At 60.1% G+C, this 20,753-nt stretch carries 22 protein-coding genes; 15 read left to right on the top strand and 7 right to left on the bottom strand.

What is annotated here, in order from left to right; translation table 11 throughout:
- Window positions 1-33 precede the first annotated feature (33 nt).
- Window positions 34-477: an RNA polymerase-binding protein DksA gene (dksA, locus tag V6F91_RS22085; RefSeq protein WP_003228250.1), complete on the bottom strand. Its 444-nt coding sequence runs from the start codon at window positions 475-477 to the stop codon at window positions 34-36.
- Window positions 478-810: 333 nt separating this feature from the next.
- Between dksA and V6F91_RS22080 the strand changes: the two genes are divergently transcribed.
- Together V6F91_RS22080 and sfsA are read left to right on the top strand one after the other, a co-directional pair.
- A complete protein-coding gene (locus tag V6F91_RS22080; RefSeq protein ID WP_332768164.1) occupies window positions 811-1,980 on the top strand; it encodes a pyridoxal phosphate-dependent aminotransferase in 1,170 nt (389 codons plus the stop codon).
- A complete protein-coding gene (sfsA, locus tag V6F91_RS22075) occupies window positions 1,980-2,693 on the top strand; it encodes a DNA/RNA nuclease SfsA (RefSeq protein WP_332768162.1) in 714 nt (237 codons plus the stop codon). The genes V6F91_RS22080 and sfsA overlap by 1 nt, the downstream gene beginning before the upstream one ends.
- On the opposite strand, the gene V6F91_RS22070 is transcribed toward sfsA, so the two are convergent.
- On the bottom strand, window positions 2,690-3,007 hold the full coding sequence (locus V6F91_RS22070; protein WP_332768160.1) for a Rieske (2Fe-2S) protein: 318 nt from the start codon (window positions 3,005-3,007) through the stop codon (window positions 2,690-2,692). The two genes, sfsA and V6F91_RS22070, sit on opposite strands and share 4 nt — an antisense overlap.
- Before the next feature lie 164 nt (window positions 3,008-3,171).
- On the opposite strand from V6F91_RS22070, the gene V6F91_RS22065 reads away from it, so the two are divergent.
- From V6F91_RS22065 to V6F91_RS22050, 4 genes are read left to right on the top strand one after another with little or no spacing between them, the layout of a single operon-like run.
- Window positions 3,172-4,044 carry a heme/hemin ABC transporter substrate-binding protein gene (locus V6F91_RS22065; RefSeq protein WP_332768157.1) on the top strand — a complete coding sequence of 291 codons (873 nt, stop codon included), beginning with the start codon at window positions 3,172-3,174 and terminating at the stop codon, window positions 4,042-4,044.
- Window positions 4,041-5,078, top strand: coding sequence for an iron ABC transporter permease (locus tag V6F91_RS22060; protein ID WP_332768155.1), 1,038 nt, complete (start codon window positions 4,041-4,043; stop codon window positions 5,076-5,078). The genes V6F91_RS22065 and V6F91_RS22060 overlap by 4 nt, the downstream gene beginning before the upstream one ends.
- Window positions 5,078-5,845, top strand: coding sequence for a heme ABC transporter ATP-binding protein (locus V6F91_RS22055; protein ID WP_332768153.1), 768 nt, complete (start codon window positions 5,078-5,080; stop codon window positions 5,843-5,845). The genes V6F91_RS22060 and V6F91_RS22055 overlap by 1 nt, the downstream gene beginning before the upstream one ends.
- Before the next feature lie 21 nt (window positions 5,846-5,866).
- Window positions 5,867-6,715: a ChaN family lipoprotein gene (locus V6F91_RS22050; RefSeq protein WP_332768151.1), complete on the top strand. Its 849-nt coding sequence runs from the start codon at window positions 5,867-5,869 to the stop codon at window positions 6,713-6,715.
- Window positions 6,716-6,942: 227 nt separating this feature from the next.
- On the opposite strand, the gene V6F91_RS22045 is transcribed toward V6F91_RS22050, so the two are convergent.
- The 4 genes from V6F91_RS22045 to V6F91_RS22030 form a co-directional block, all read right to left on the bottom strand.
- Window positions 6,943-7,743 carry a cyclic nucleotide-binding domain-containing protein gene (locus V6F91_RS22045; protein WP_332768149.1) on the bottom strand — a complete coding sequence of 267 codons (801 nt, stop codon included), beginning with the start codon at window positions 7,741-7,743 and terminating at the stop codon, window positions 6,943-6,945.
- 16 nt (window positions 7,744-7,759) lie between these two features.
- Entirely contained in the window at window positions 7,760-8,032 is a 273-nt protein-coding gene (locus tag V6F91_RS22040; RefSeq protein WP_024014322.1) for a TfoX/Sxy family protein, read from the bottom strand.
- Window positions 8,033-8,249: 217 nt separating this feature from the next.
- Window positions 8,250-8,594, bottom strand: a complete 345-nt coding sequence (locus tag V6F91_RS22035; protein ID WP_332768146.1) for a pentapeptide repeat-containing protein — start codon at window positions 8,592-8,594, stop codon at window positions 8,250-8,252.
- A gap of 91 nt (window positions 8,595-8,685) precedes the next feature.
- Window positions 8,686-10,242 (bottom strand): AAA family ATPase, encoded by a 1,557-nt coding sequence (locus tag V6F91_RS22030; RefSeq protein WP_332768144.1) that lies wholly within the window; start codon window positions 10,240-10,242, stop codon window positions 8,686-8,688.
- Between the two features lie 116 nt (window positions 10,243-10,358).
- On the opposite strand from V6F91_RS22030, the gene mrcB reads away from it, so the two are divergent.
- From mrcB to V6F91_RS22015, 3 genes are read left to right on the top strand one after another with little or no spacing between them, the layout of a single operon-like run.
- A complete protein-coding gene (gene mrcB, locus V6F91_RS22025; protein ID WP_332768142.1) occupies window positions 10,359-12,683 on the top strand; it encodes a penicillin-binding protein 1B in 2,325 nt (774 codons plus the stop codon).
- 16 nt (window positions 12,684-12,699) lie between these two features.
- Entirely contained in the window at window positions 12,700-13,449 is a 750-nt protein-coding gene (locus V6F91_RS22020) for a hypothetical protein (protein WP_332768140.1), read from the top strand.
- The gene (locus V6F91_RS22015) at window positions 13,449-13,784 is read left to right on the top strand and encodes a YqcC family protein (protein ID WP_053123861.1); all 336 of its coding nucleotides are present in this window, start codon (window positions 13,449-13,451) and stop codon (window positions 13,782-13,784) included. Before V6F91_RS22020 ends, V6F91_RS22015 begins: the two co-directional genes overlap by 1 nt.
- An 18-nt stretch (window positions 13,785-13,802) precedes the next feature.
- On the opposite strand, the gene V6F91_RS22010 is transcribed toward V6F91_RS22015, so the two are convergent.
- Entirely contained in the window at window positions 13,803-14,219 is a 417-nt protein-coding gene (locus V6F91_RS22010) for a DUF4124 domain-containing protein (protein WP_332768136.1), read from the bottom strand.
- A gap of 400 nt (window positions 14,220-14,619) precedes the next feature.
- Between V6F91_RS22010 and V6F91_RS22005 the strand changes: the two genes are divergently transcribed.
- The 6 genes from V6F91_RS22005 (at window position 14,620) to msrQ (ending at window position 20,606) form a co-directional block, all read left to right on the top strand.
- Entirely contained in the window at window positions 14,620-16,344 is a 1,725-nt protein-coding gene (locus V6F91_RS22005; RefSeq protein ID WP_203419503.1) for an acetolactate synthase 3 large subunit, read from the top strand.
- A gap of 2 nt (window positions 16,345-16,346) precedes the next feature.
- Entirely contained in the window at window positions 16,347-16,838 is a 492-nt protein-coding gene (gene ilvN / locus V6F91_RS22000) for an acetolactate synthase small subunit (RefSeq protein WP_003176102.1), read from the top strand.
- Between the two features lie 46 nt (window positions 16,839-16,884).
- On the top strand, window positions 16,885-17,901 hold the full coding sequence (gene ilvC / locus V6F91_RS21995; RefSeq protein ID WP_007909969.1) for a ketol-acid reductoisomerase: 1,017 nt from the start codon (window positions 16,885-16,887) through the stop codon (window positions 17,899-17,901).
- Window positions 17,902-18,048: 147 nt separating this feature from the next.
- Window positions 18,049-18,906 carry a CDP-diacylglycerol--serine O-phosphatidyltransferase gene (gene pssA, locus V6F91_RS21990; protein WP_332768131.1) on the top strand — a complete coding sequence of 286 codons (858 nt, stop codon included), beginning with the start codon at window positions 18,049-18,051 and terminating at the stop codon, window positions 18,904-18,906.
- Between the two features lie 63 nt (window positions 18,907-18,969).
- On the top strand, window positions 18,970-19,983 hold the full coding sequence (gene msrP, locus V6F91_RS21985; protein ID WP_332768129.1) for a protein-methionine-sulfoxide reductase catalytic subunit MsrP: 1,014 nt from the start codon (window positions 18,970-18,972) through the stop codon (window positions 19,981-19,983).
- Window positions 19,983-20,606 carry a protein-methionine-sulfoxide reductase heme-binding subunit MsrQ gene (gene msrQ, locus V6F91_RS21980; RefSeq protein ID WP_332768127.1) on the top strand — a complete coding sequence of 208 codons (624 nt, stop codon included), beginning with the start codon at window positions 19,983-19,985 and terminating at the stop codon, window positions 20,604-20,606. The genes msrP and msrQ overlap by 1 nt, the downstream gene beginning before the upstream one ends.
- Window positions 20,607-20,753: the final 147 nt, after the last annotated feature.

Raw genomic sequence — 20,753 nt, 5'->3', positions numbered from 1 at the left:
GTTCGCACGCTCCGTTTTTCGTTCAGGTCGCAATCACTTGCCGACCTGTTTTTCCTTGATTTCCGCCAGGGTCTTGCAGTCGATGCACAGATCCGCCGTCGGACGGGCTTCGAGGCGCTTGACGCCGATCTCGATGCCGCAGGATTCGCACCAGCCGTATTCTTCGTCCTGAATCAGCTCGAGCGTCTTGTCGATTTTCTTGATCAGCTTGCGCTCACGGTCGCGGGCGCGCAGTTCTAGAGCGAATTCTTCTTCCTGGCTGGCACGGTCGGCCGGGTCAGGGAAGTTGGCCGCTTCGTCTTTCATGTGATCAACCGTACGGTCGACTTCCTGCATCAAGTCCTGTTTCCACTTGTTCAGGATCTTGGTGAAGTGCGCGCGCATCGGGGCGCCCATGTACTCTTCACCCGCCTTCGGAACGTAAGGTTCGAAGCCGCTGATCGTCGCTTGCTGCTGTTGCTTTGCTTGGGTGGGCATGAAATGGACCGCCTCTACTCTTGTAATCCATTGCGCAGGATTGCTCCATCACCGACACCTGCCGGCCCTGCGGCTGCAAGCGGGCGAACTTACCAGATCAAATCAGCCTGCGCTACTCCCGGATGTCGAGCCCCCGGCGGGTGGCGCTTGCAAATGTTTGGCAAGCCGTGTCTGTGGGAATGAAGACCTGTTCAATCACTGATTTTAGTCAATCCTGGAGCGTACGTTCAGATCGTTACAGTCCAGCGTTCTTGAGGCTGTGACCTTCACGGGTTCTCGCTCGTTCCGGCAGACAGGTAGAATCGTCTCTTTTTTCCCGTCGAAGGCATTTCAATGGCCCCCTACAGTGCGCGCAGTCGTGCGATCGAACCGTTTCATGTGATGGCGCTGCTGGCGCGGGCCAATGAATTGCAGGCCGCCGGGCACGACGTGATCCATCTGGAAATCGGCGAGCCGGACTTCACCACCGCCGAGCCGATCATCCGTGCGGGGCAGGCGGCGCTGGCGGCGGGCAAGACCCGCTACACCGCAGCGCGGGGGATTCCCGAGCTACGTGAAGCCATTGCCGGGTTCTATCAATCGCGGTACGGGCTGAACATCGATCCGCGGCGGATTCTGATCACCCCGGGCGGTTCCGGTGCGCTGCTGCTGGCCAGTGCATTGCTGGTCGATCCGGGCAAGCACTGGCTGCTGGCTGACCCCGGCTACCCATGTAACCGGCATTTCCTGCGACTGGTCGAGGGCGCAGCGCAACTGGTCCCCGTCGGGCCGGACGTGCGCTATCAACTGACCCCCGATCTGGTCGCGCGGCACTGGGATCGCGACAGCGTCGGCGCATTGGTTGCGTCGCCGGCCAACCCGACCGGGACGATTCTGACGCGCGATGAACTGGCCGGGTTATCCACCGCCATCAAGGCCCGTCACGGTCATTTGGTAGTCGACGAGATTTATCACGGCCTGACGTACGGCACCGATGCCGCCAGTGTCCTGCAAGTGGATGACGGTGCGTTCGTGCTCAACAGCTTCTCCAAGTATTTCGGCATGACCGGTTGGCGCCTCGGCTGGCTGGTCGCGCCGGACGCAGCGGTGAGCGAGCTGGAGAAACTTGCGCAAAACCTCTATATCAGCGCGCCGAGCATGGCGCAGCACGCGGCGCTGGCCTGTTTCGAGCCGGCGACGATCGCGATTTTCGAAGAGCGCCGCGCCGAATTCGGCCGCCGCCGCGATTTCCTTCTGCCGGCGCTGCGCGAGATGGGCTTCAACATTGCCGTCGAGCCTGAAGGAGCGTTTTATCTGTACGCCGATATCAGCCGGTTCGGCGGCGATGCCTTCGCGTTCTGCCAGTATTTCCTCGAAACCGAGCACGTTGCCTTCACGCCGGGTCTGGATTTTGGCCGCTATCAGGCCAGCCACCATGTGCGTTTTGCCTACACGCAAAACCTTGATCGCTTACAGGAAGCGGTGGAGCGTATCGCCCGTGGCCTGAAGAGCTGGCAAGGCTGATGCGTTTTTATCCACAGCTTGAAGAAGCGCGCCTGATCCGCCGGTACAAACGTTTCCTTGCTGACATCGAAACCGTTGGCGGCGAGTTGCTGACCATCCACTGTCCGAACACCGGTTCGATGCTCAACTGTCAGGTCGAAGGCGGGCAGGTCTGGTTCAGCCGCTCGAACGACCCCAAGCGCAAGCTGCCCGGCACCTGGGAAATCGGCGAAACACCGCAGGGGCGCTTGTTCTGCGTGAACACCGCACGGGCCAACGGACTGGTCGAAGAAGCTTTGCAGGCCGGGATCATCACCGAGTTGAACGGCTTTACCGCGTTGAAGCGCGAAGTTGCCTACGGGCAGGAAAAAAGCCGCATCGACTTTCGCCTCGAATACCCGAGCGGCCCGGCTTATGTCGAAGTGAAGAGCGTCACGCTGGGGTTCGACGGAACGGCGGTTGCGGCGTTTCCCGATGCTGTGACCCAGCGTGGCGCCAAACACCTGCGTGAGCTGGCGCATCTGGCGCGCGACGGCATTCGCGCGGTGCAACTGTATTGCGTCAACCTGACTGGCATCGAAGCGGTGCGCCCGGCCGAGGAAATCGATTCGGCTTACGCAGAGGCGCTGCGCGAAGCGGTCGCCTGCGGCGTGGAGGTGCTGGCTTACGGCGTGCGCCTGGATCATGAGGAAATGGTCATCGACCGCCGACTCGAGGTGCGGCTCAATGGTTAAACATTTATCCACAAACCTTGTGCGTCTTCCTGGCACTCAATCGCCGTGAGCGATTGCCCGGCACATGGGCCGGCGACGCATTCACCGTCCTCGATCAGAAACAGTGCGCCATGGGTGGCGCACTGGATCAGGCTGTTGCTGGGGTCGAGAAACCGGTCAGGATGCCATTCCAGCCCGACGCCACGGTGCGGGCAGCGATTCAGATAAACGTAGACCTGCCCGCCACGGCGCACGGCAAACAGTTTGTTGCCGTCGATTTCGAAGCCGCGACTGCTGGCTTCGGCCAGCTCATCGCCGGCGCAGAGAAACTTCATGGCTATCCTCAAGAGTCTGCTCGTGTCTGGATATGTCCGAGCTTGACGTTCAAATGCAAACAATTATCAAATGGCAGCCCTTTCCCGAAGGGAGTCTGGCAGGAGTCGAGGATACTTGGCTCACTCTGCGGATGCCCGGGAAACCTTGTTCAAGGAAGCTGTGTATGCGCCTGAGTATCCGCGTTGCTGCGCTGTGTGTCGGCTGGCTGTTCAGTCATCACGCGGTCGCGGCTGATTTGCCGCAACGCTGGGTCAGCGCCGGCGGTGCATTGTCGGAGTGGGTCAGTGCGCTGGGCGGCGAAGCGAAACTGGTCGGCGTCGATACCACCAGCCAGCATCCGCAATCGCTCAAAGCGCTGCCGAGCATCGGTTACCAGCGCAGTCTTTCCGCCGAGGGCCTTCTCAGCCTGCGCCCGGACATTCTCATCGGCACCGAAGAAATGGGCCCGCCGCCGGTGCTGGCTCAGGTCAAGGCAGCCAAGGTCCGCGTGGAGCTGTTTTCGGCGCAAGCGGATCTGCCGACGCTGACGCAAAACCTCACTCATCTGGGCCAGCTGCTGGGCGCGGAAGCGCAGGCGAAGCAACTGCTGCAAGCTTATCAACAGCAACTCGATGCGCAACAGGCGCGGGTGGCTCAGGCGCAAACCGCACAAAAAGTCCCGGGCGTGCTGCTGTTGCTCGGGCATGCCGGAGGCAAACTGCTGATAGCCGGCAAGGACACCGCCGCCGATTGGCTGCTGCGACAGGCTGGCGGGCGCAATCTGGCGACCCACAGCGGTTACAAACCATTTTCGGTGGAATCGCTTGCCAGCCTCGATCCCGAAGTGCTGGTGTTCGCCGACCGTGCGCTGAGCGGCGAGGCGGCGAAAACCGCGCTGTTCAAGGAGAACCCGATTCTCAATTCCAGCCGCGCGGCCAAGGCCGGGCGAGTGATGGAGCTGGATCCGACGCTGCTGGTCGGCGGACTCGGGCCGCGCTTGCCGGCTGCGCTGAAAACCCTGTCTGACGGTTTTTATCCGGCCAAGGGCGGCCAATGACCACGCTGGTCAAACCGCGCGGCCTGTTCATCGGTCTGACGCTGTTGTGTCTTGTTGCGACCTGGCTGTCGTTGGCGCTCGGACCGGTCAGCTTGCCGCTGTTCGACACGTTGCGTGCAGCGTTGCGCCTGCTGGGCTTGCCGCTGGCGCCGGACGGCCTGGAGCAGGCTGAGCTGATCCTCGGGCAGATTCGTCTGCCGCGCACCTTGCTCGGTTTGGCGGTGGGCGGCGTGCTGGCGTTATCCGGCGTGGCGATGCAGGGTTTGTTTCGCAATCCGCTGGCCGATCCGGGGCTGGTCGGGGTTTCCAGTGGCGCGGCGCTGGGAGCGGCGATCGCGATTGTAGGCGGCGCAGCATTTGGCGATGTCCCGGAAGGTTTTGCGCCCTATCTGCTGTCGGTGTGCGCGTTTCTCGGCGGTCTCGGTGTTACCGCGCTGGTCTATCGGCTCGGCCGCCGCAACGGTCAGACTCATGTCGCGACCATGTTGCTGGCGGGCATCGCGCTGACGGCGCTGGCCGGCTCGGCCGTCGGCCTGTTCACTTATCTGGCAGACGACGCGACCCTGCGCACGCTGACCTTCTGGAACCTCGGCAGCCTCAATGGCGCCAGTTACGCGCGGCTGTGGCCCTTGTTGATTATCAGCGCCGGTGTCGCATTATGGCTGCCGCGTCGAGCCAAGGCCTTGAATGCGTTGTTGCTCGGCGAGTCGGAGGCCGGGCATTTGGGTATCGACGTCGAGCGGCTCAAGCGTGAACTGGTGTTCTGTACCGCGCTGGGTGTCGGCGCGGCGGTGGCGGCGGCGGGCATGATCGGTTTCGTCGGGCTGGTGGTGCCGCATCTCGTGCGACTGCTCGCAGGGCCCGACCACCGAGTGCTGTTGCCGGCCTCGGTGCTGGCCGGTGGCAGTCTGTTATTGCTCGCCGATCTGGTGGCGCGTCTGGCGCTGGCGCCGGCGGAGTTGCCGATCGGTATCGTCACGGCGTTTATCGGCGCGCCGTTCTTTCTTTATCTGCTGCTGCGAGGGCGGGCCTGATGCTGCGTGCGCACAATCTGCAGATTCAGCGCGGGCGCAAAACCGTGCTCGATGGCGCCACGCTACAACTCGAAGCGGGCGAAGTGCTCGGTGTCCTCGGCCCGAACGGTGCGGGTAAAAGCACTTTGCTCGGCGCGTTGTGCGGGGAGTTGAGCGCCAGCGCGGGCGAGGTGTCGCTCGATGGCAAGCCGTTGCATGACTGGGCGCGAAGCCAGCGTGCGCAACGCTTGGCAGTGTTGCCGCAGGTTTCGACGCTGGACTTTGCCTTCCGTGTCGAAGAAGTAGTGGGCATGGGCCGCTTGCCTTATCAAAGCGGCCGCGTGCGTGACGAGGAAATCATCGCTGCGGCATTGGCGGCCGCCGATGCCGGGCATCTGAGCGGGCGCAGTTATCTGGCGTTGTCCGGTGGCGAGCGTCAGCGTGTGCATCTGGCGCGGGTGCTGGCGCAACTGTGGCCGGGGCACGCCGGGCAAACGCTGTTGCTCGACGAACCGACGTCAATGCTCGATCCTTTGCACCAACACACCACTTTGCAGGCGGTGCGCGAGTTTGCCGATCGAGGCGCGGCAGTGCTGGTGATCCTGCATGATCTCAATCTCGCAGCGCGTTACTGTGACCGCATTCTGCTGCTGGAAAACGGCCGGCCGGTGGCCCTGGATACGCCGGAGCAAGTGCTGCGCCCGGATACACTGCAAGCGGTGTTCGGACTGGAAGTGCTGGTGCAGCCGCACCCGGAGCGCGGCCATCCGCTGATTATCGCCCGCTGACTGAATCGTCGAGGTGTGTGCATGCGAGGACCGTGGTTATTGATGCTGGTGTTGCTGGCAGGGTGTCAGCACGCTGTTGCCCCTGCGCCGGTCAATGGCGAGATTCGCGACCTGCACACCGGTGAAGTGCTGACCGCAGAGCAACTGGTGACGCGTCTCGCGGGGCCCGAGCGACTGATCATCGGTGAGCAACATGACAATGCCGATCACCACACTGCGCAGTTATGGCTGCTGCAAGCGCTCGGCGAGCAGCGCCAGCAGGGCAGTCTGCTGCTGGAAATGCTCACGCCGGATCAGCAGCCGAAAGTGGCTGGCGCGCGCCAGATGGCGGAACCCGCCGATGTTGTCAAAGCACTGGACTGGCAGGACGGCTGGGACTGGGCGCTTTATGGGCCGATCGTGCGCTTCACGCTCTCGCAACCGTATCCGCTGCTGGCGGCCAATCTCGACAACAATGAAATCCGCGCAGTCTATCGTGAGCCTCCCGCACTCAGCGGTGCGCGCAGCAACGCAGCATCCGTGCAAAACACACTGCTGGAACAAATCAGCGATTCCCACTGCGGATTGCTCCCGGAATCGCAAATGCCGGCGATGTTGGCGGTTCAGCAACAGCGCGATCGGCGCATGGCTGAACGGCTGCTCGCGGCGCCCACGCCCTCGATCCTTCTGGCTGGCGCCTGGCATGCGCGCAAGGATGTCGGCGTGCCGCTGCATGTTCTCGATCTGGGCGCGGCCAAGGCGCCCACGGTGCTGATGCTGGCCGAGCATGGCGAAAAAGTGACGGCTGCGATGGCCGATTATGTCTGGTACACGCCTGCCACGGCCAAGCCGGATTACTGCGAACAGATGCGCAAACAGGTCGGCAAATGACTTTTTCGCAGGCAAAAAAAGACCCGGTAAAAACCGGGTCAAATAACCGTGATTAGCCTGATGAGGAGATAATCTGAGAGTCCGAACCAAGGGCTTTTCAGAATATCGACTGATCTCGCGATCAGTTGTGATAATCATAGCGATTCTCATTAACGCGTCAACCACTGATTTGTCGTTTTTACGATTTAGTCGGGTAAATGGCCGGAATACCGCGTAAATAAGGGGCTTCAGCGCTGGCCTTCAGTGACCGTTGTGGGTGCGATCTGCCGGTTCAATTGGCCGATGCGCCGCGCCATGCTCTCGATCAGGCTGTGCGCAATCTTAGGATTGGTGCGGGTCATGCTCAGGAACTGATCACCGGGAATCATCATCACTGTACTCGGGACGCGCGCGATTACCGTGGCGTTGCGCGGCTCGCCGGTGAAGAGCGCCATGGCGCCGAAAATCTCGTCTCTGGGCACGTCGCCGACCTTGTGTCCATCAACAAACGCTTCGGCATGCCCGTCGATGATCACAAACACATGATCGGCAACGCCACCCTGCCTGATCAGGATTTCCCCCGCCGCGACTCGTTTGAAACCGTTGCTGCTGCGAAACTCGCGCGGTTTCAGTTGCGCCACAGCGTGGGCGAGAATCGCCAGGTGGCCCTGCAGATACTCGACGAACTGCTGCGCTCTGCCTGCGTCAGCGAACAGATGCCGAAACACCTCCTCGCGGCGGTAAGGCTGCAAACGCAGCGGCGCATCGCAGCACCAGCGACAATCAGCCCAGACATCACCCTGCTGCAGACCAATCAAATCGCCTTCCTGCCAGTAAAACAGCGGTCGCGCACCGATACAGCCATTGATCACGCCATCAATCAGCAGAAACAACTGTTCGGCGGGTAGCAGGGGCTGCAAGTTATCCGTCGCATCGACCTGCAAAACCGGCCCGCAAGGTGCGAGATCTCGCAACCACTGCACGGGCAGGCTTTGCAAACGGTTGATCATTGCATCGGTACGAGCCGATTGTTCGCCCAGTAAATACATGACGTTCGCTGCCCGTTCAGTTCTTGTGACGAGCGCAAATAGCTTCAAGCTGCTTGTTCAGGGCGTCCTTGCGTTCGGCGGGGATGTCGTTCCAGTGCACATCCATCAGCGCGCCTTCGATCGCGTACAACAACACCTTCGATGCACGAAACCCGCGGGTACGCACGGCCCGGTAGGCGTCCACTGCGCCGAGCCGACGCAAGTCCGAGGCGCTGTGGATGCCCACGGCATGCAGCCATTGCGCCGACGTCTTGCCAAGATTTTTCAGGTGTTGCAGTTCATCATTCATCAAGCCTCCTTGCGACGGCCGAATGGTGCGTGGGCGAGCTTCTCAGGAGTGTAGCCATCAGTAGGAAAAGCGTGGTTGTTTGGTCGGATTCGACGCAAATGCTTCTAAGAAAGGGTGCAAAAGATCTACGAATGCAGAAGGGAAGGGGCATAGCGCATAACAAATGTGGGAGCGAGCAGGCTCGCTCCCACAAGGGGGGCCAGGGCTGACAGCGATCTCAGCGCGTGCGATAGCGCAACCGCGTGCCGAAATTCATCGACATCAGAATCTCGTCGGCACTCAGCTCCGGTGGGAAGTACGCGCCGGAAATCTGTGCGTGGGCCAGGCTTGCGCCCTCGAGCTGTGCGTTGCGAAAGTCAATGCCACGCAGATCGGCGGAGCGGAAATAGGCGTCGCGGAAATCCACGCCATCGGCGTTCAGCTCGCGCAGATCGAGACCGCGGAAATCGCCCCCGACCATGTCGATCGGGCCGTCCTGCGGACGTTCCTTGTTGAAACCACTGATGTCGTCCTTGTGCAGCAAGGCATACAGCGGGGTGTCGAGAAGTTTCGGCTGGCTCATGTCAGATCACCTGTTGGTTTTATGACGCCAGTATAGTGCCACTATTTGACGGCCGTGAAGCGAGCGAGGGCTTCACGGCCGAAATAGTTTCTTACAGGCCTGGCAGGCGCTGACGAATCTGCGCGATCACGGTGTCGAGCGTGCCCGATTCATTGGTTTGCACGCGTTTGCTGCGCAGGATTTCTTCTGGCGTCAGCGCTTCACGGTTGGCCTGTTGCGCTTCGATCACCGCCAGGGTGGCGTCGGATGGGTCTTTCTGGTCGGCCTGACGCAGCGCCAGCCAGCTCTCGATCACCGCCTGCGGTGCGTTGCAGTCGAGAATCAGGAAAGGCGTGCCGGTGGCTTCGGCGATTTTTGCCGCGTTGTCGCGTTGTTCGCGTTTGAGGTAAGTCGCGTCGATCACCACCGGGAAACCGGCGTGCAAGATCACTTCGGCGATGTCGTGCAGGCGCGCATAAGTTGCGGCGCTGGCATCGGCGCTGTAAATGCCGGCCTGCAAATCGTTGGCGATGGTCTGCTCGCCGAACAGGCGCTTGCGCTCGACATCCGAACGCAGGCGGATCGCGCCCAGTGCTTCAACCAGACGCATGGCCACGTGGCTTTTGCCGACTGCAGAAACACCGTGGGTGATGGCCATGAAGCGCGAAGGAATGGTGCTGTAGCTTTCCGCCAGGTTGGCGTAGTTGCGGTACTGGCGCAGGGTGGTGGCGCGCTGCACGGCGGTTGCGTCCGCCGGCATGCTGAACAGCGCGACCTTGGCGCGGACCAGTGCGCGGTAGGCTTTATAGAAATTCAGCACTTCCAGGCCCTGATAGTCGCCGGTCAGTTCCAGGTATTGGCTGATGAAACGTCGCGCCAGGGATTTCAGGCCGCGGTCTTCCAGGTCCATCGCGAGGAAACCGGTGTCGGCCCAGACATCGGTGAAACGGAAAGGCTCGTTGAACTCGATGCAGTCAAAGATCACCACGTTGCCATCGATGACGGTGGCGTTGCCCAAGTGGATGTCGCCGTGGCATTCGCGGGTAAAGCCTTCGGCCTTGCGCTGGGCGAACAATGGCTTGAGACGTTCGAAGCTGCTTTCGGCCCAGGCTTTCAGCGCCTCGAGTTGCAACAGATCGTTTTTGTCGCTGAGGAACGGCAGGATCTGCTCGAAGTTTTGCGCGACCGGCGCCATCACGCTGTCCGGGGTGCCGGCGTCGTGTTCGGCCGGGACTATTGGCGCATTGAGGTGGAAGTGGGCGATCTGCTCGGCCAGCGCATCGATATGCTGGGTGGTCAGCTCGCCGTTGGCTTGCAAGGTGCTGAGCAGGCCGGTCTGTGGGAACTGACGCATTTTCAGCACGTATTCGATCGCCGCGCCGTCGCCGCCCAATTGTGGCGTTTCAACGCTGCCGGTGACCGGCAACACTTCCAGATACAAATCCTCGGTCAGGCGCTGGTTCAGGCGCAGCTCTTCGGCGCAAAAATGCGCGCGGGATTCGAGGCCGGTGAAGTCGAGGAAGCCAAAATTCACTGGCTTCTTCACTTTATAGGCAAAGGGACCGGTGAGAATCACCCACGAGATGTGAGTTTCGATGACCTGGAACCCTTCGACGGGGTGCGGGTAGAGGGCCGGGTTTTGCAGGGCAGCGATCAGGGACTGGCTCACGGGCGATCCTTCAGAGACGGGGAAATTCGAGGTCGCCATTATGGCCGCTTGCCCGCCGGACGCAAACCTCTGAGGGTGCCTGTTGAGGATCGATAAAGTGCGTATAATCCGCCGCCATGACTCGATCCCGATCCCCCCGTACCAAGAAAAAACCACCGTCCAAGGGCCTGAACCCGTGGCTGAGCTGGGCCATCAAACTCAGTCTGGTCGGCCTTGTCGTGCTGGCCGGCTTCGCCGTTTACCTCGATGCCGTGGTGCAGGAGAAGTTCTCCGGCAAGCGCTGGACCATCCCGGCCAAGGTGTACGCGCGCCCGCTCGAGCTGTTCGTCGGACAGAAGCTCAGCAAGGACGATTTCCTCACCGAACTCGATGCCCTCGGCTATCGGCGTGAAGCTGTGAGCAACGGCCCCGGCGCTGCTGCCGTCAGCGGCAATACGGTCGACCTGTCTACCCGTGGCTTCCAGTTCTACGAAGGCCTGGAGAAACCGCAACCGGTGCGCGTGCGTTTCTCCGGTGATTACGTCGCCGAGCTGTCGGCGACCAACGGTTCCAAACTGTCGGTGGTGCGTCTTGAGCCGCTGCTGATCGGCGGCATTTATCCGAAAAATCTTGAAGACCGCATTCTGATCAAGCTCGATCAGGTGCCACCGTATCTGCTTGAAACCCTGGTCGCCGTCGAAGACCGCGATTTCTACAGCCATTGGGGTGTGTCGCCGAAATCGATCGCCCGTGCGGTCTGGGTCAACACTTCTGGCGGCAAGATGACCCAAGGCGGCAGTACCCTGACCCAGCAGTTGGTGAAGAACTTCTACCTGACCAGCGAACGCAGCCTGACCCGCAAGCTCACCGAAGCGATGATGGCGATGTTGCTGGAGCTGCATTACGACAAGAAGGAAATCCTTGAGGCCTACCTCAACGAAGTCTTCGTCGGGCAGGATGGCCAGCGCGCAGTGCACGGTTTCGGCCTGGCCAGCCAGTTCTTCTTCGGTCAGCCATTGTCCGAGTTGAAGCTGCATCAAGTGGCGTTGCTGGTTGGGATGGTCAAAGGCCCGTCCTACTACAACCCGCGCCGTAATCCGGAGCGCGCGCTGGAGCGCCGTAACCTGGTGCTCGACGTGCTTGCACAGCAGGGCGTAGCCACGCCGGAGCAGGTCGAGGCGGCGAAGAAAATGCCGCTGGGCGTGACCACTCGCGGCAAGCTGGCCGACAGCTCGTACCCAGGCTTCATCGATCTGGTCAAACGTCAGTTGCGAGAAGATTATCGCGACGAAGACTTGACCGAAGAGGGCCTGCGCATCTTCACCAGCTTCGACCCGATTCTGCAGATGAAAGCCGAGGCCTCGGTCAACGACACCTTCAAACGTCTGTCCGGGCGCAAAGGCTCCGATGACGTTGAAGCGGCAATGGTGGTGACCAACCCGGAAACCGGCGAAGTCCAGGCGATGATCGGCAGCCGTCAGGCCAGTTACGCCGGCTTCAACCGCGCGCTGGATGCGGTACGGCCGATCGGTTCGTTGATCAAACCGGCGGTTTATCTGACCGCACTGGAAAAGCCGAGCCAGTACACGCTGACCAGTTGGCTGTCGGATGAACCGTTGTCGGTCAAAGGTGCGAACGGGCAAGTGTGGAAGCCGCAGAACTACGATCGCCGTTCCCACGGCACGGTGTTCCTCTATCAGGGGCTGGCGCATTCCTACAACCTGTCGACCTCGCGTCTGGGCCTGGAAGTCGGTGTGCCAAACGTGCTCAAGACTCTCGGTCGCCTCGGTGTAACCCGCGAGTTTCCGGCGTTCCCGTCGATGCTTCTGGGTGCCGGCGGCATGACCCCGATCGAAGTGGCGACCATGTACCAGACGCTGGCCAACGGTGGTTTCAACACTCCGATGCGCGGAATTCGCAGCGTACTGACCGCCGAAGGCGAGCCGCTCAAGCGTTATCCGTTCCAGATTCAGCAGCGCTTCGACCCGGCCTCCATCTATCTGATCCAGAACGCCATGCAGCGCGTGATGCGTGAAGGTACCGGCAGTTCGGTTTATAACGTGTTGCCCAAGACCCTGACGTTGGCCGGCAAGACTGGCACCAGTAACGATTCGCGCGACAGCTGGTTCGCCGGTTTCAGTCAGGACCTGCTGGCCGTGGTCTGGCTGGGCCGCGACGACAACGGCAAGACCCCGTTCACCGGGGCGACCGGTGCGTTGCAGGTCTGGACCAGTTTCATGCGCAAGGCCGATCCGCTGCCGCTGGACATGCCGCAGCCAGACAACGTCGTGCAGGCCTGGGTCGATTCGCGCACCGGTCAGGGCTCCGATGCCAACTGCCCCGGCGCGGTACAGATGCCGTATATTCGCGGCAGCGAACCGCCACCCGGTGCCGCGTGTGCAAGCGAAACGCCTGCCTCGCCGGAGTCGGTGATGGATTGGGTCAAGGGCTGGATGAATTAAGCAAAGAGGGTTTCAAGTGAACAAGTGGTTGATTCCAGCGGTGACCGCCGTGGCTTTGCTCAGCGGCTGCTCTACCGTACAGCGTGGTTCGATTCCCGTGGTGGACTCCGGCACAGCGGTGTCCAACAGCGAACGCATCGGTGCCAACGGCGGTTTCCGTCAGACGACAGTCAAGCGCCCGGTGCAGGGCCAGACCCAGGCCATTCCGCAGGGCGATACCGGGGTGGTGGTGATGGTGCCGGGCGGCGGCGCGGCCGTGTCGACACCGATCAGCTCCTCGCCAATCGTTCCGGGCCCGGCGTCCGGCGGCATCACGTCGGGACCGTACAACCCGTCGGCGGTCGAATCGGCGCCGGTCAACTCTGGTAGCTACAGCATGCCGTCGACGCCGAGTGGCATTCCTTCCGCGAGCAGCGGCGGTGGCTTGTCGGCCGATGAGCAACTGGACGGCCCGGTACTGGCCTTGCTGACCACTGCACAACAGCAGCAGGCCGGTGGCGACCTCAACGGTGCGTCGTCGAGTCTGGAGCGCGCCCAACGCGTTGCACCGCGTGAGCCGCAAGTGCTTTATCGTCTGGCGCAGGTGCGCATGGCTCAGGGCGATGCGCCGCAAGCCGAGCAATTTGCCCGTCGTGCACTGACCATGGCCAACGGTCGTCCGGACCTGCAAGCCAGCCTGTGGGAATTGATTGCTCAGGCCCGTGAGAAACAAGGCGATTCCGCCGGCGCCACGCTGGCTCGGCAGAAGGCCAAGGTCTCGCTGTGATGGATGCCCGTTTCCCGAAAATCGCTGATCAATTGCTGTTGATCGAGCGTGAGCTGCGCACCCAGGGCTGGTGGGACGAGGTGCAGCCGTCGGCCGAAGCCTTGAGCAGTGTCGAGCCGTTTTCCGTCGATACGCTGGACTTTGAGCAGTGGCTTCAGTGGATCTTCTTGCCGCGCATGAAGATGATTCTGGAGCAGGATCTGCCGTTGCCGAATGCCTCGGGGATTCAGGAAATGGCCGAGATGGTATTCGCCCAGCGCAACCTTGGTGGCAAGGATCGCCAGTTGCAGGTGCTGCTCAAAGAGTTCGACCTGCTGATCACCGCCTCACGCTGATCCGCACACTGCCAGTGATCACTGGCAGTTCTGCTCAATCTGTTTCTGCGCTTCGACGATGCGCTCCTGACGCTGCGCATCGTCAAGCCGCTTCAACTGCCCTTCGACTTCCTCTCTCAAACGCGGATTGTTTTGCAGCTGCGCAAGGTTCGTCCGCGCCTGCTCGCAAAATGCCTGGAGCTGCGCCTGTTGCTCGGCCACCTGTTTTTTGACCTTGTCGTCGATCGCTTTCTGATCGCCGAGTACACCGCTGCCCGGTATCGCCGATGGTTTTGTCGGTGGCGAGGAGGGCGTTTGCAGGGTGGTCGACGACTGACCCGCAGGCGGTTGCGCATCGAAGTGGGTGACACCCTGGGCATCGACCCATTTGTAGATTTGAGCGGCCGAGCACCATGGGCTGAGGCCGATCAGCAGAGTCAGGAGGAGCGTTCGCATGCTGATTCCTTGGCAAAATTGCGCAATTGACGCTAACAGAGTAGCGCTTTTCAGGTTTTTTCTTGCGTTCTCATGTGCTTACCCACAATTAACCACACAGACGACTTGACTTGCAGAGGGCGAAACAGAAGAATCCAAAGTCCGCTGTAGAGGGACTGCCAGAAGCAGACCCACTCGGTAGATCATGAGGCGCACATCCGCGCCGACCTGTTACACCCGCAACGCGTTACCTCGCGCTGGGTGGGAAAGGCCCGCAACACTTGGGACGATCCCAATACTTGCTCAGTCAGTGCTGACGTAGTCGGCGACCACCGTCGCTCATGCTCTGCCGAGAAGTAAACCTATTAAGACCCGCCCCTTTTTTTGTGGACGGTATTCTGGCGTTTTAGAGGTGAACAACGTGGAGCTTTTATCTGGCGGTGAGATGCTCGTCCGCTTTTTGCGTGACGAAGGCGTCAAATATATCTACGGGTACCCGGGTGGTGCTCTCCTGCATGTTTACGATGCCCTGTTCAAAGAACCGGAAGTGACTCACATCCTGGTTCGTCACGAGCAAGCGGCAACCCATATGGCTGACGGCTACGCCCGTGCCACCGGTAAAGCCGGCGTGGTACTGGTGACTTCCGGTCCAGGCGCCACAAACGCCATCACCGGTATCGCCACCGCCTACATGGACTCGATTCCAATGGTGATCATTTCCGGTCAGGTGCCGAGCACCATGGTCGGCACCGACGCGTTCCAGGAAACCGACATGATCGGTATCTCCCGGCCGATCGTGAAGCACAGCTTCATGATCAAGCACGCTTCGGAAATCCCGGAAGTCATGAAGAAGGCGTTTTACCTGGCGCAATCCGGTCGTCCGGGCCCGGTCGTGGTCGATATCCCGAAAGACATGACCAACCCGGCCGAGAAGTTCGAATACATCTTCCCGAAAAAAGCCAAGCTGCGTTCCTACAGCCCGGCCGTCCGCGGTCACTCCGGGCAAATCCGCAAGGCAGCCGAAATGCTCCTGGCGGCCAAGCGTCCGGTGCTGTACTCCGGCGGTGGGGTGATTCTTGGCAACGGTTCCGCACCGCTGACCGAACTGGCGAAAATGCTTAACCTGCCGGTGACCAACACGTTGATGGGCCTGGGCGGCTTCCCCGGCACTGATCGCCAGTTCATCGGCATGCTCGGCATGCACGGCAGCTACACCGCCAACCTGGCGATGCACCATGCCGACGTGATTCTCGCAGTCGGCGCACGTTTTGACGATCGCGTGATCAATGGTCCGGCGAAGTTCTGCCCGAACGCCAAGATCATTCACATCGACATCGACCCGGCATCGATCTCCAAGACCATCAAGGCTGATGTGCCAATCGTTGGCCCGGTCGAAAGCGTCCTGACCGAAATGGTCGCGATCCTCAAGGAAATCGGCGAGACCCCGAACAAGGAGTCCGTGGCCAGTTGGTGGAAACAGGTCGATGAATGGCGCGGCGATCGCGGCCTGTTCCCATACGAAAAGGGCGACGGCAGCAAGATCAAGCCGCAGACCGTGATCGAAACCTTGTGCGAAGTGACCAAGGGCGATGCCTTTGTGACCTCCGACGTCGGTCAGCACCAGATGTTCGCGGCGCAGTACTACACGTTCAACAAGCCCAACCGCTGGATCAACTCCGGTGGTCTGGGCACGATGGGCTTCGGTCTGCCGGCGGCGATGGGCATCAAGCTGAGCTTCCCGGACGACGACGTTGCCTGCGTCACCGGCGAAGGCAGTATCCAGATGAACATCCAGGAACTGTCGACCTGCCTGCAATATGGCCTGCCGGTGAAAATCGTCATCCTCAACAACGGTGTGCTGGGCATGGTTCGCCAGTGGCAGGACATGAGCTACGGCAGCCGTCACTCGCACTCCTACATGGAATCGCTGCCGGACTTCATCAAGCTGGCTGAAGCCTACGGCCACGTTGGCGTACGCATCACCGAGTCGAAAGACTTGAAGTCGAAGATGGCAGAAGCGTTCGCCATGAAGGATCGCCTGGTGATCATCGATGTTGCGGTCGACACCAGCGAGCACGTCTATCCGATGCAGATCAAAGACGGCTCGATGCGCGATATGTGGTTGAGCAAGACGGAGCGTACTTAATCATGCGGCACATTATTTCCTTGCTTCTGGAAAACGAACCTGGCGCTCTGTCTCGCGTAGTCGGCCTGTTTTCGCAGCGCAACTACAACATCGAAAGCCTGACCGTGGCCCCGACCGAAGACCCGACCTTGTCGCGTCTGACGCTGACCACCGTGGGCCACGATGAAGTCATCGAGCAGATCACCAAAAACCTGAACAAGCTGATCGAAGTGGTCAAGCTGGTGGACCTGTCGGAAAGCGCTCACATCGAGCGCGAGCTGATGCTGGTCAAGGTCAAGGCCACTGGCGCCCAGCGCGCCGAGATCAAACGCACCACCGATATTTACCGTGGACAGATCGTCGATGTCAGCGCCAGCGTGTATACCGTTCAATTGACCGGTACCAGCGACAAGCTCGACAGCTTCATTCAGTCCATCGGCACCGCATCGATTCTGGAAACCGTCCGCAGCGGCGTGACCGGTATCGCCCGCGGCGACAAAGTACTCAGCATCTAAACCAAATTAGCGCATGGCCTGAATGGCCGGATATAAGGGGAAATTCATGAAAGTTTTCTACGATAAAGACTGCGACCTGTCGATCATCCAGGGCAAGAAAGTTGCCATCATCGGTTACGGTTCCCAGGGCCACGCTCAGGCGTGCAACCTGAAAGACTCCGGTGTCGACGTTACCGTTGGTCTGCGTAAAGGTTCGGCTACCGTTGCCAAGGCTGAAGCCCACGGCCTGAAAGTCACCGACGTGGCTTCCGCTGTTGCTGCGGCCGACCTGGTCATGATCCTGACCCCGGACGAATTCCAGTCCTCGCTGTACAAGAACGAAATCGAGCCGAACATCAAGAAAGGCGCCACTCTGGCCTTCTCCCACGGCTTCGCGATTCACTACAACCAGGTTGTGCCACGCGCTGACCTCGACGTGATCATGATCGCGCCGAAAGCTCCGGGCCACACCGTGCGCTCCGAGTTCGTGAAAGGCGGCGGTATCCCTGACCTGATCGCGATCTACCAGGACGCCTCGGGCAACGCCAAAAACGTTGCACTGTCCTACGCTGCTGGCGTTGGTGGCGGTCGTACCGGCATCATCGAAACCACCTTCAAGGACGAGACCGAAACCGACCTGTTCGGCGAACAAGCGGTTCTGTGCGGCGGTACCGTTGAACTGGTCAAAGCCGGTTTCGAAACCCTGGTTGAAGCTGGCTACGCGCCGGAAATGGCCTACTTCGAATGCCTGCACGAACTGAAACTGATCGTTGACCTCATGTACGAAGGCGGTATCGCCAACATGAACTATTCGATCTCCAACAACGCCGAATACGGCGAGTACGTGACTGGCCCGGAAGTGATCAACGCCGAGTCCCGTCAGGCCATGCGCAACGCTCTGAAACGTATTCAGGACGGCGAATACGCCAAAATGTTCATCAGCGAAGGCGCAACCGGCTACCCTTCGATGACCGCCAAGCGTCGTAACAACGCCGCTCACGGCATCGAAGTCATCGGTGAGCAACTGCGCTCCATGATGCCGTGGATCGGTGCCAACAAGATCGTCGACAAAGCCAAAAACTAAGTCGTCATTCTTGTACGGAAAACGCGGCCTCGGCCGCGTTTTTTCGTTTGAACCGGTGGTTCTGGTATAAAGCTGCAGCGTTTGTGGCCGAACTGTCGTCCTCAAGCCTCTGTCGAATTTTTTCCAAACCGTTGCAAGGTAATGTCCATGAGCGAACGTCCCGAAGAGCCGAACAAGGCTTCTGACGCCGAAAGCCTGCTGCCCGTCGATGAACACATCGAAGAAGGGCACGACGCGGAAGGTCGTAAAGTCCGGCATCGTGGTATCTATCTGCTGCCGAACCTGTTCACCACTGCGAACCTGTTCGCAGGCTTCTATTCCATCATCAATTCGATGAGTGCCCAGGCCGCGTTGAGCGCTGGTGATTCGGCGAACGCGAGCAAGTATTTTGCTTTTGCCGCAATCGCGATTTTCGTCGCCATGGTGCTCGATGGCCTCGATGGTCGGGTTGCGCGCATGACCAACACGCAAAGCGCCTTCGGCGCCGAGTACGACTCGCTGTCGGACATGGTCGCGTTCGGTGTCGCCCCGGCATTGCTGGCGTTCGGCTGGGCATTGGGTGATATGGGCAAGGTCGGCTGGATGGTCGCCTTCATCTATGTATCGGGCGCGGCGTTGCGTCTGGCGCGCTTCAACACACAGGTGGGTACCGCTGACAAACGTTATTTCATCGGTCTGGCGAGCCCTGCGGCTGCCGGCGTGGTGGCCGGTATCGTCTGGGCGTTCAGCGATTACGGCATCCAGGGTTCGAAGATGTCGTTCCTGGTGGCGCTGATGGTTGCGGCGGCCGGCATGCTGATGGTCAGCAACATCAAGTACAACAGCTTCAAGGAGCTGGACCTCAAAGGACGCGTGCCGTTCGTGGCGATCCTGGCGGTGGTATTGGTGTTCGCCGTTGTGTTCAGCGACCCACCGCGAATTCTGCTGCTGGTGTTCCTCGCTTATGCCGCTTCCGGGCCGGTGCAGTACCTGTTGCGTCTTCGTCGTCACAAAAACGCCGAGTGATGTAATTTCCCGCATACTCCGCAGTCAATGGGTGCATCAGTCCTCCAAAACTGCGGAGTTGCCATGTTGATCAAAGTCCCTAAAGCGTCCGACTGCCATGAGTCGGATGTCACGCCTGAATCCATTTATCTCTCTCGTCGCCAATTGCTCGGAGCTACGGCTGCCGGTATCGCCGTGAGCAGCCTGCCGCGTTGGGCTAGCGCCGCAGATGTCTCTCGTTATTCCGATGTCGAGCCCGGCAACGCGCCGGCCTGGTTTGCTGAAAAACTTCCTTCGACCCAGTGGGGCGCGGTCAGCGTCAAGGATGAGGCGATCACGCCTTATAAAGACGCCACTCATTACAACAACTTCTACGAGTTCGGCACCGGTAAAGGCGATCCGGCGTCCAATGCCGGATCGCTGAAAACCGAACCGTGGAGCGTTGTGGTGGACGGGGAGGTGGGCAAGCCGGGACGATACGCGCTGGAAGATTTCATGAAGCCGTATCAACTTGAGGAGCGCATCTACCGTCTGCGCTGTGTCGAGGCGTGGTCGATGGTCATTCCGTGGATCGGCTTTCCAATCTCGGCATTGCTCAAGCAGGTCGAGCCGACCTCCAAGGCCAAGTACATCCGCTTCGAAACCCTGCAGGATCCGAAGAGCATGCCCGGGCAGCGCTCGGGTTTCGCCTTGATCGACTGGCCTTATGTCGAAGGCTTGCGGCTGGATGAGGCGATGAATCCTTTGGCGATCCTGGCAGTGGGCATGTATGGCCGCGAGCTGCCGAATCAGAACGGTGCCCCGCTGCGTTTGGTGGTGCCATGGAAATATGGCTTCAAGAGCGTGAAGTCCATCGTGCGCATCAGTCTGGTCAGCGAGCAGCCGAAGACCACCTGGCAAAGTATCGCCGCGGATGAGTACGGCTTCTACGCCAACGTGAACCCGACCGTCGATCACCCGCGCTGGACGCAAGCACGCGAGCGACGTTTGCCGAACAGCCTGTTCAAACCGAACGTGCGTGATACGCAGATGTTCAACGGCTACGCGGATGAAGTCGCTTCTTTATATACAGGGCTCGATCTGCGGAAGAACTACTGATGCGATTCCCGTACTGGCGGATAGGCGTGTTCATTGCAGCGGCGATCTGGCCGTTGCTGTGGTTGTATCAAGCTCTGGAAGATTCGCTGGGGCCTGATCCCGGCAAAGTCCTGGTTGATCGGCTGGGGCTGGGCACGTTGATCCTGCTGCTGATCACCTTGAGCATGACGCCTCTACAGAAGCTGACCGGGTGGGCGGGGTGGATTGCCGTGCGGCGACAGTTGGGGCTTTGGTGTTTCGCCTATGTGGTTTTGCATCTGGGCAGCTATCTGGCGTTTATCCTCGGTTTCGATTGGTCGCAACTGGCGGTCGAGTTACGCAAGCGGCCGTACATCATCGTTGGGGCTTTGGGTTTTCTTGGCTTGTTGGCACTGGCGGTGACGTCCAATCGCTACAGTCAGCGTCGTCTGGGTCTGCGCTGGAAGAAGTTGCATCGCTTGGTTTACGTGATTCTGGGACTGGGCTTGCTGCATATGTTGTGGATCGTTCGTGCTGATCTTGAAGAATGGGCGATCTATGCTTTTATAGGTGGCGTGCTGCTCGTTCTGCGTATTCCTCCGGTGATGCGCAGGATCCCGCGTTTAAAAGCCGGGAAGTCGAATTTGCAAGAAAGGCGAAATTAACGGTTGACGGCAGATCTTAAGTGTCTATAATTCGCCCCACTTCCGGCGCAGTCGAAACGGAAAACTCCTTGAGATTCAACGAGTTAAGTAGGTTTCGGCAGCAAGCGGCTTCAGTTCATCGAAGTCCGAAAGGAAGTTGAAAAAGAG

Origin of the sequence: Pseudomonas koreensis (assembly GCF_036668835.1) — a bacterium.
Lineage (GTDB): Bacteria > Pseudomonadota > Gammaproteobacteria > Pseudomonadales > Pseudomonadaceae > Aquipseudomonas > Aquipseudomonas koreensis_I.
This window is presented reverse-complemented; position numbering and strand designations above follow the sequence as displayed.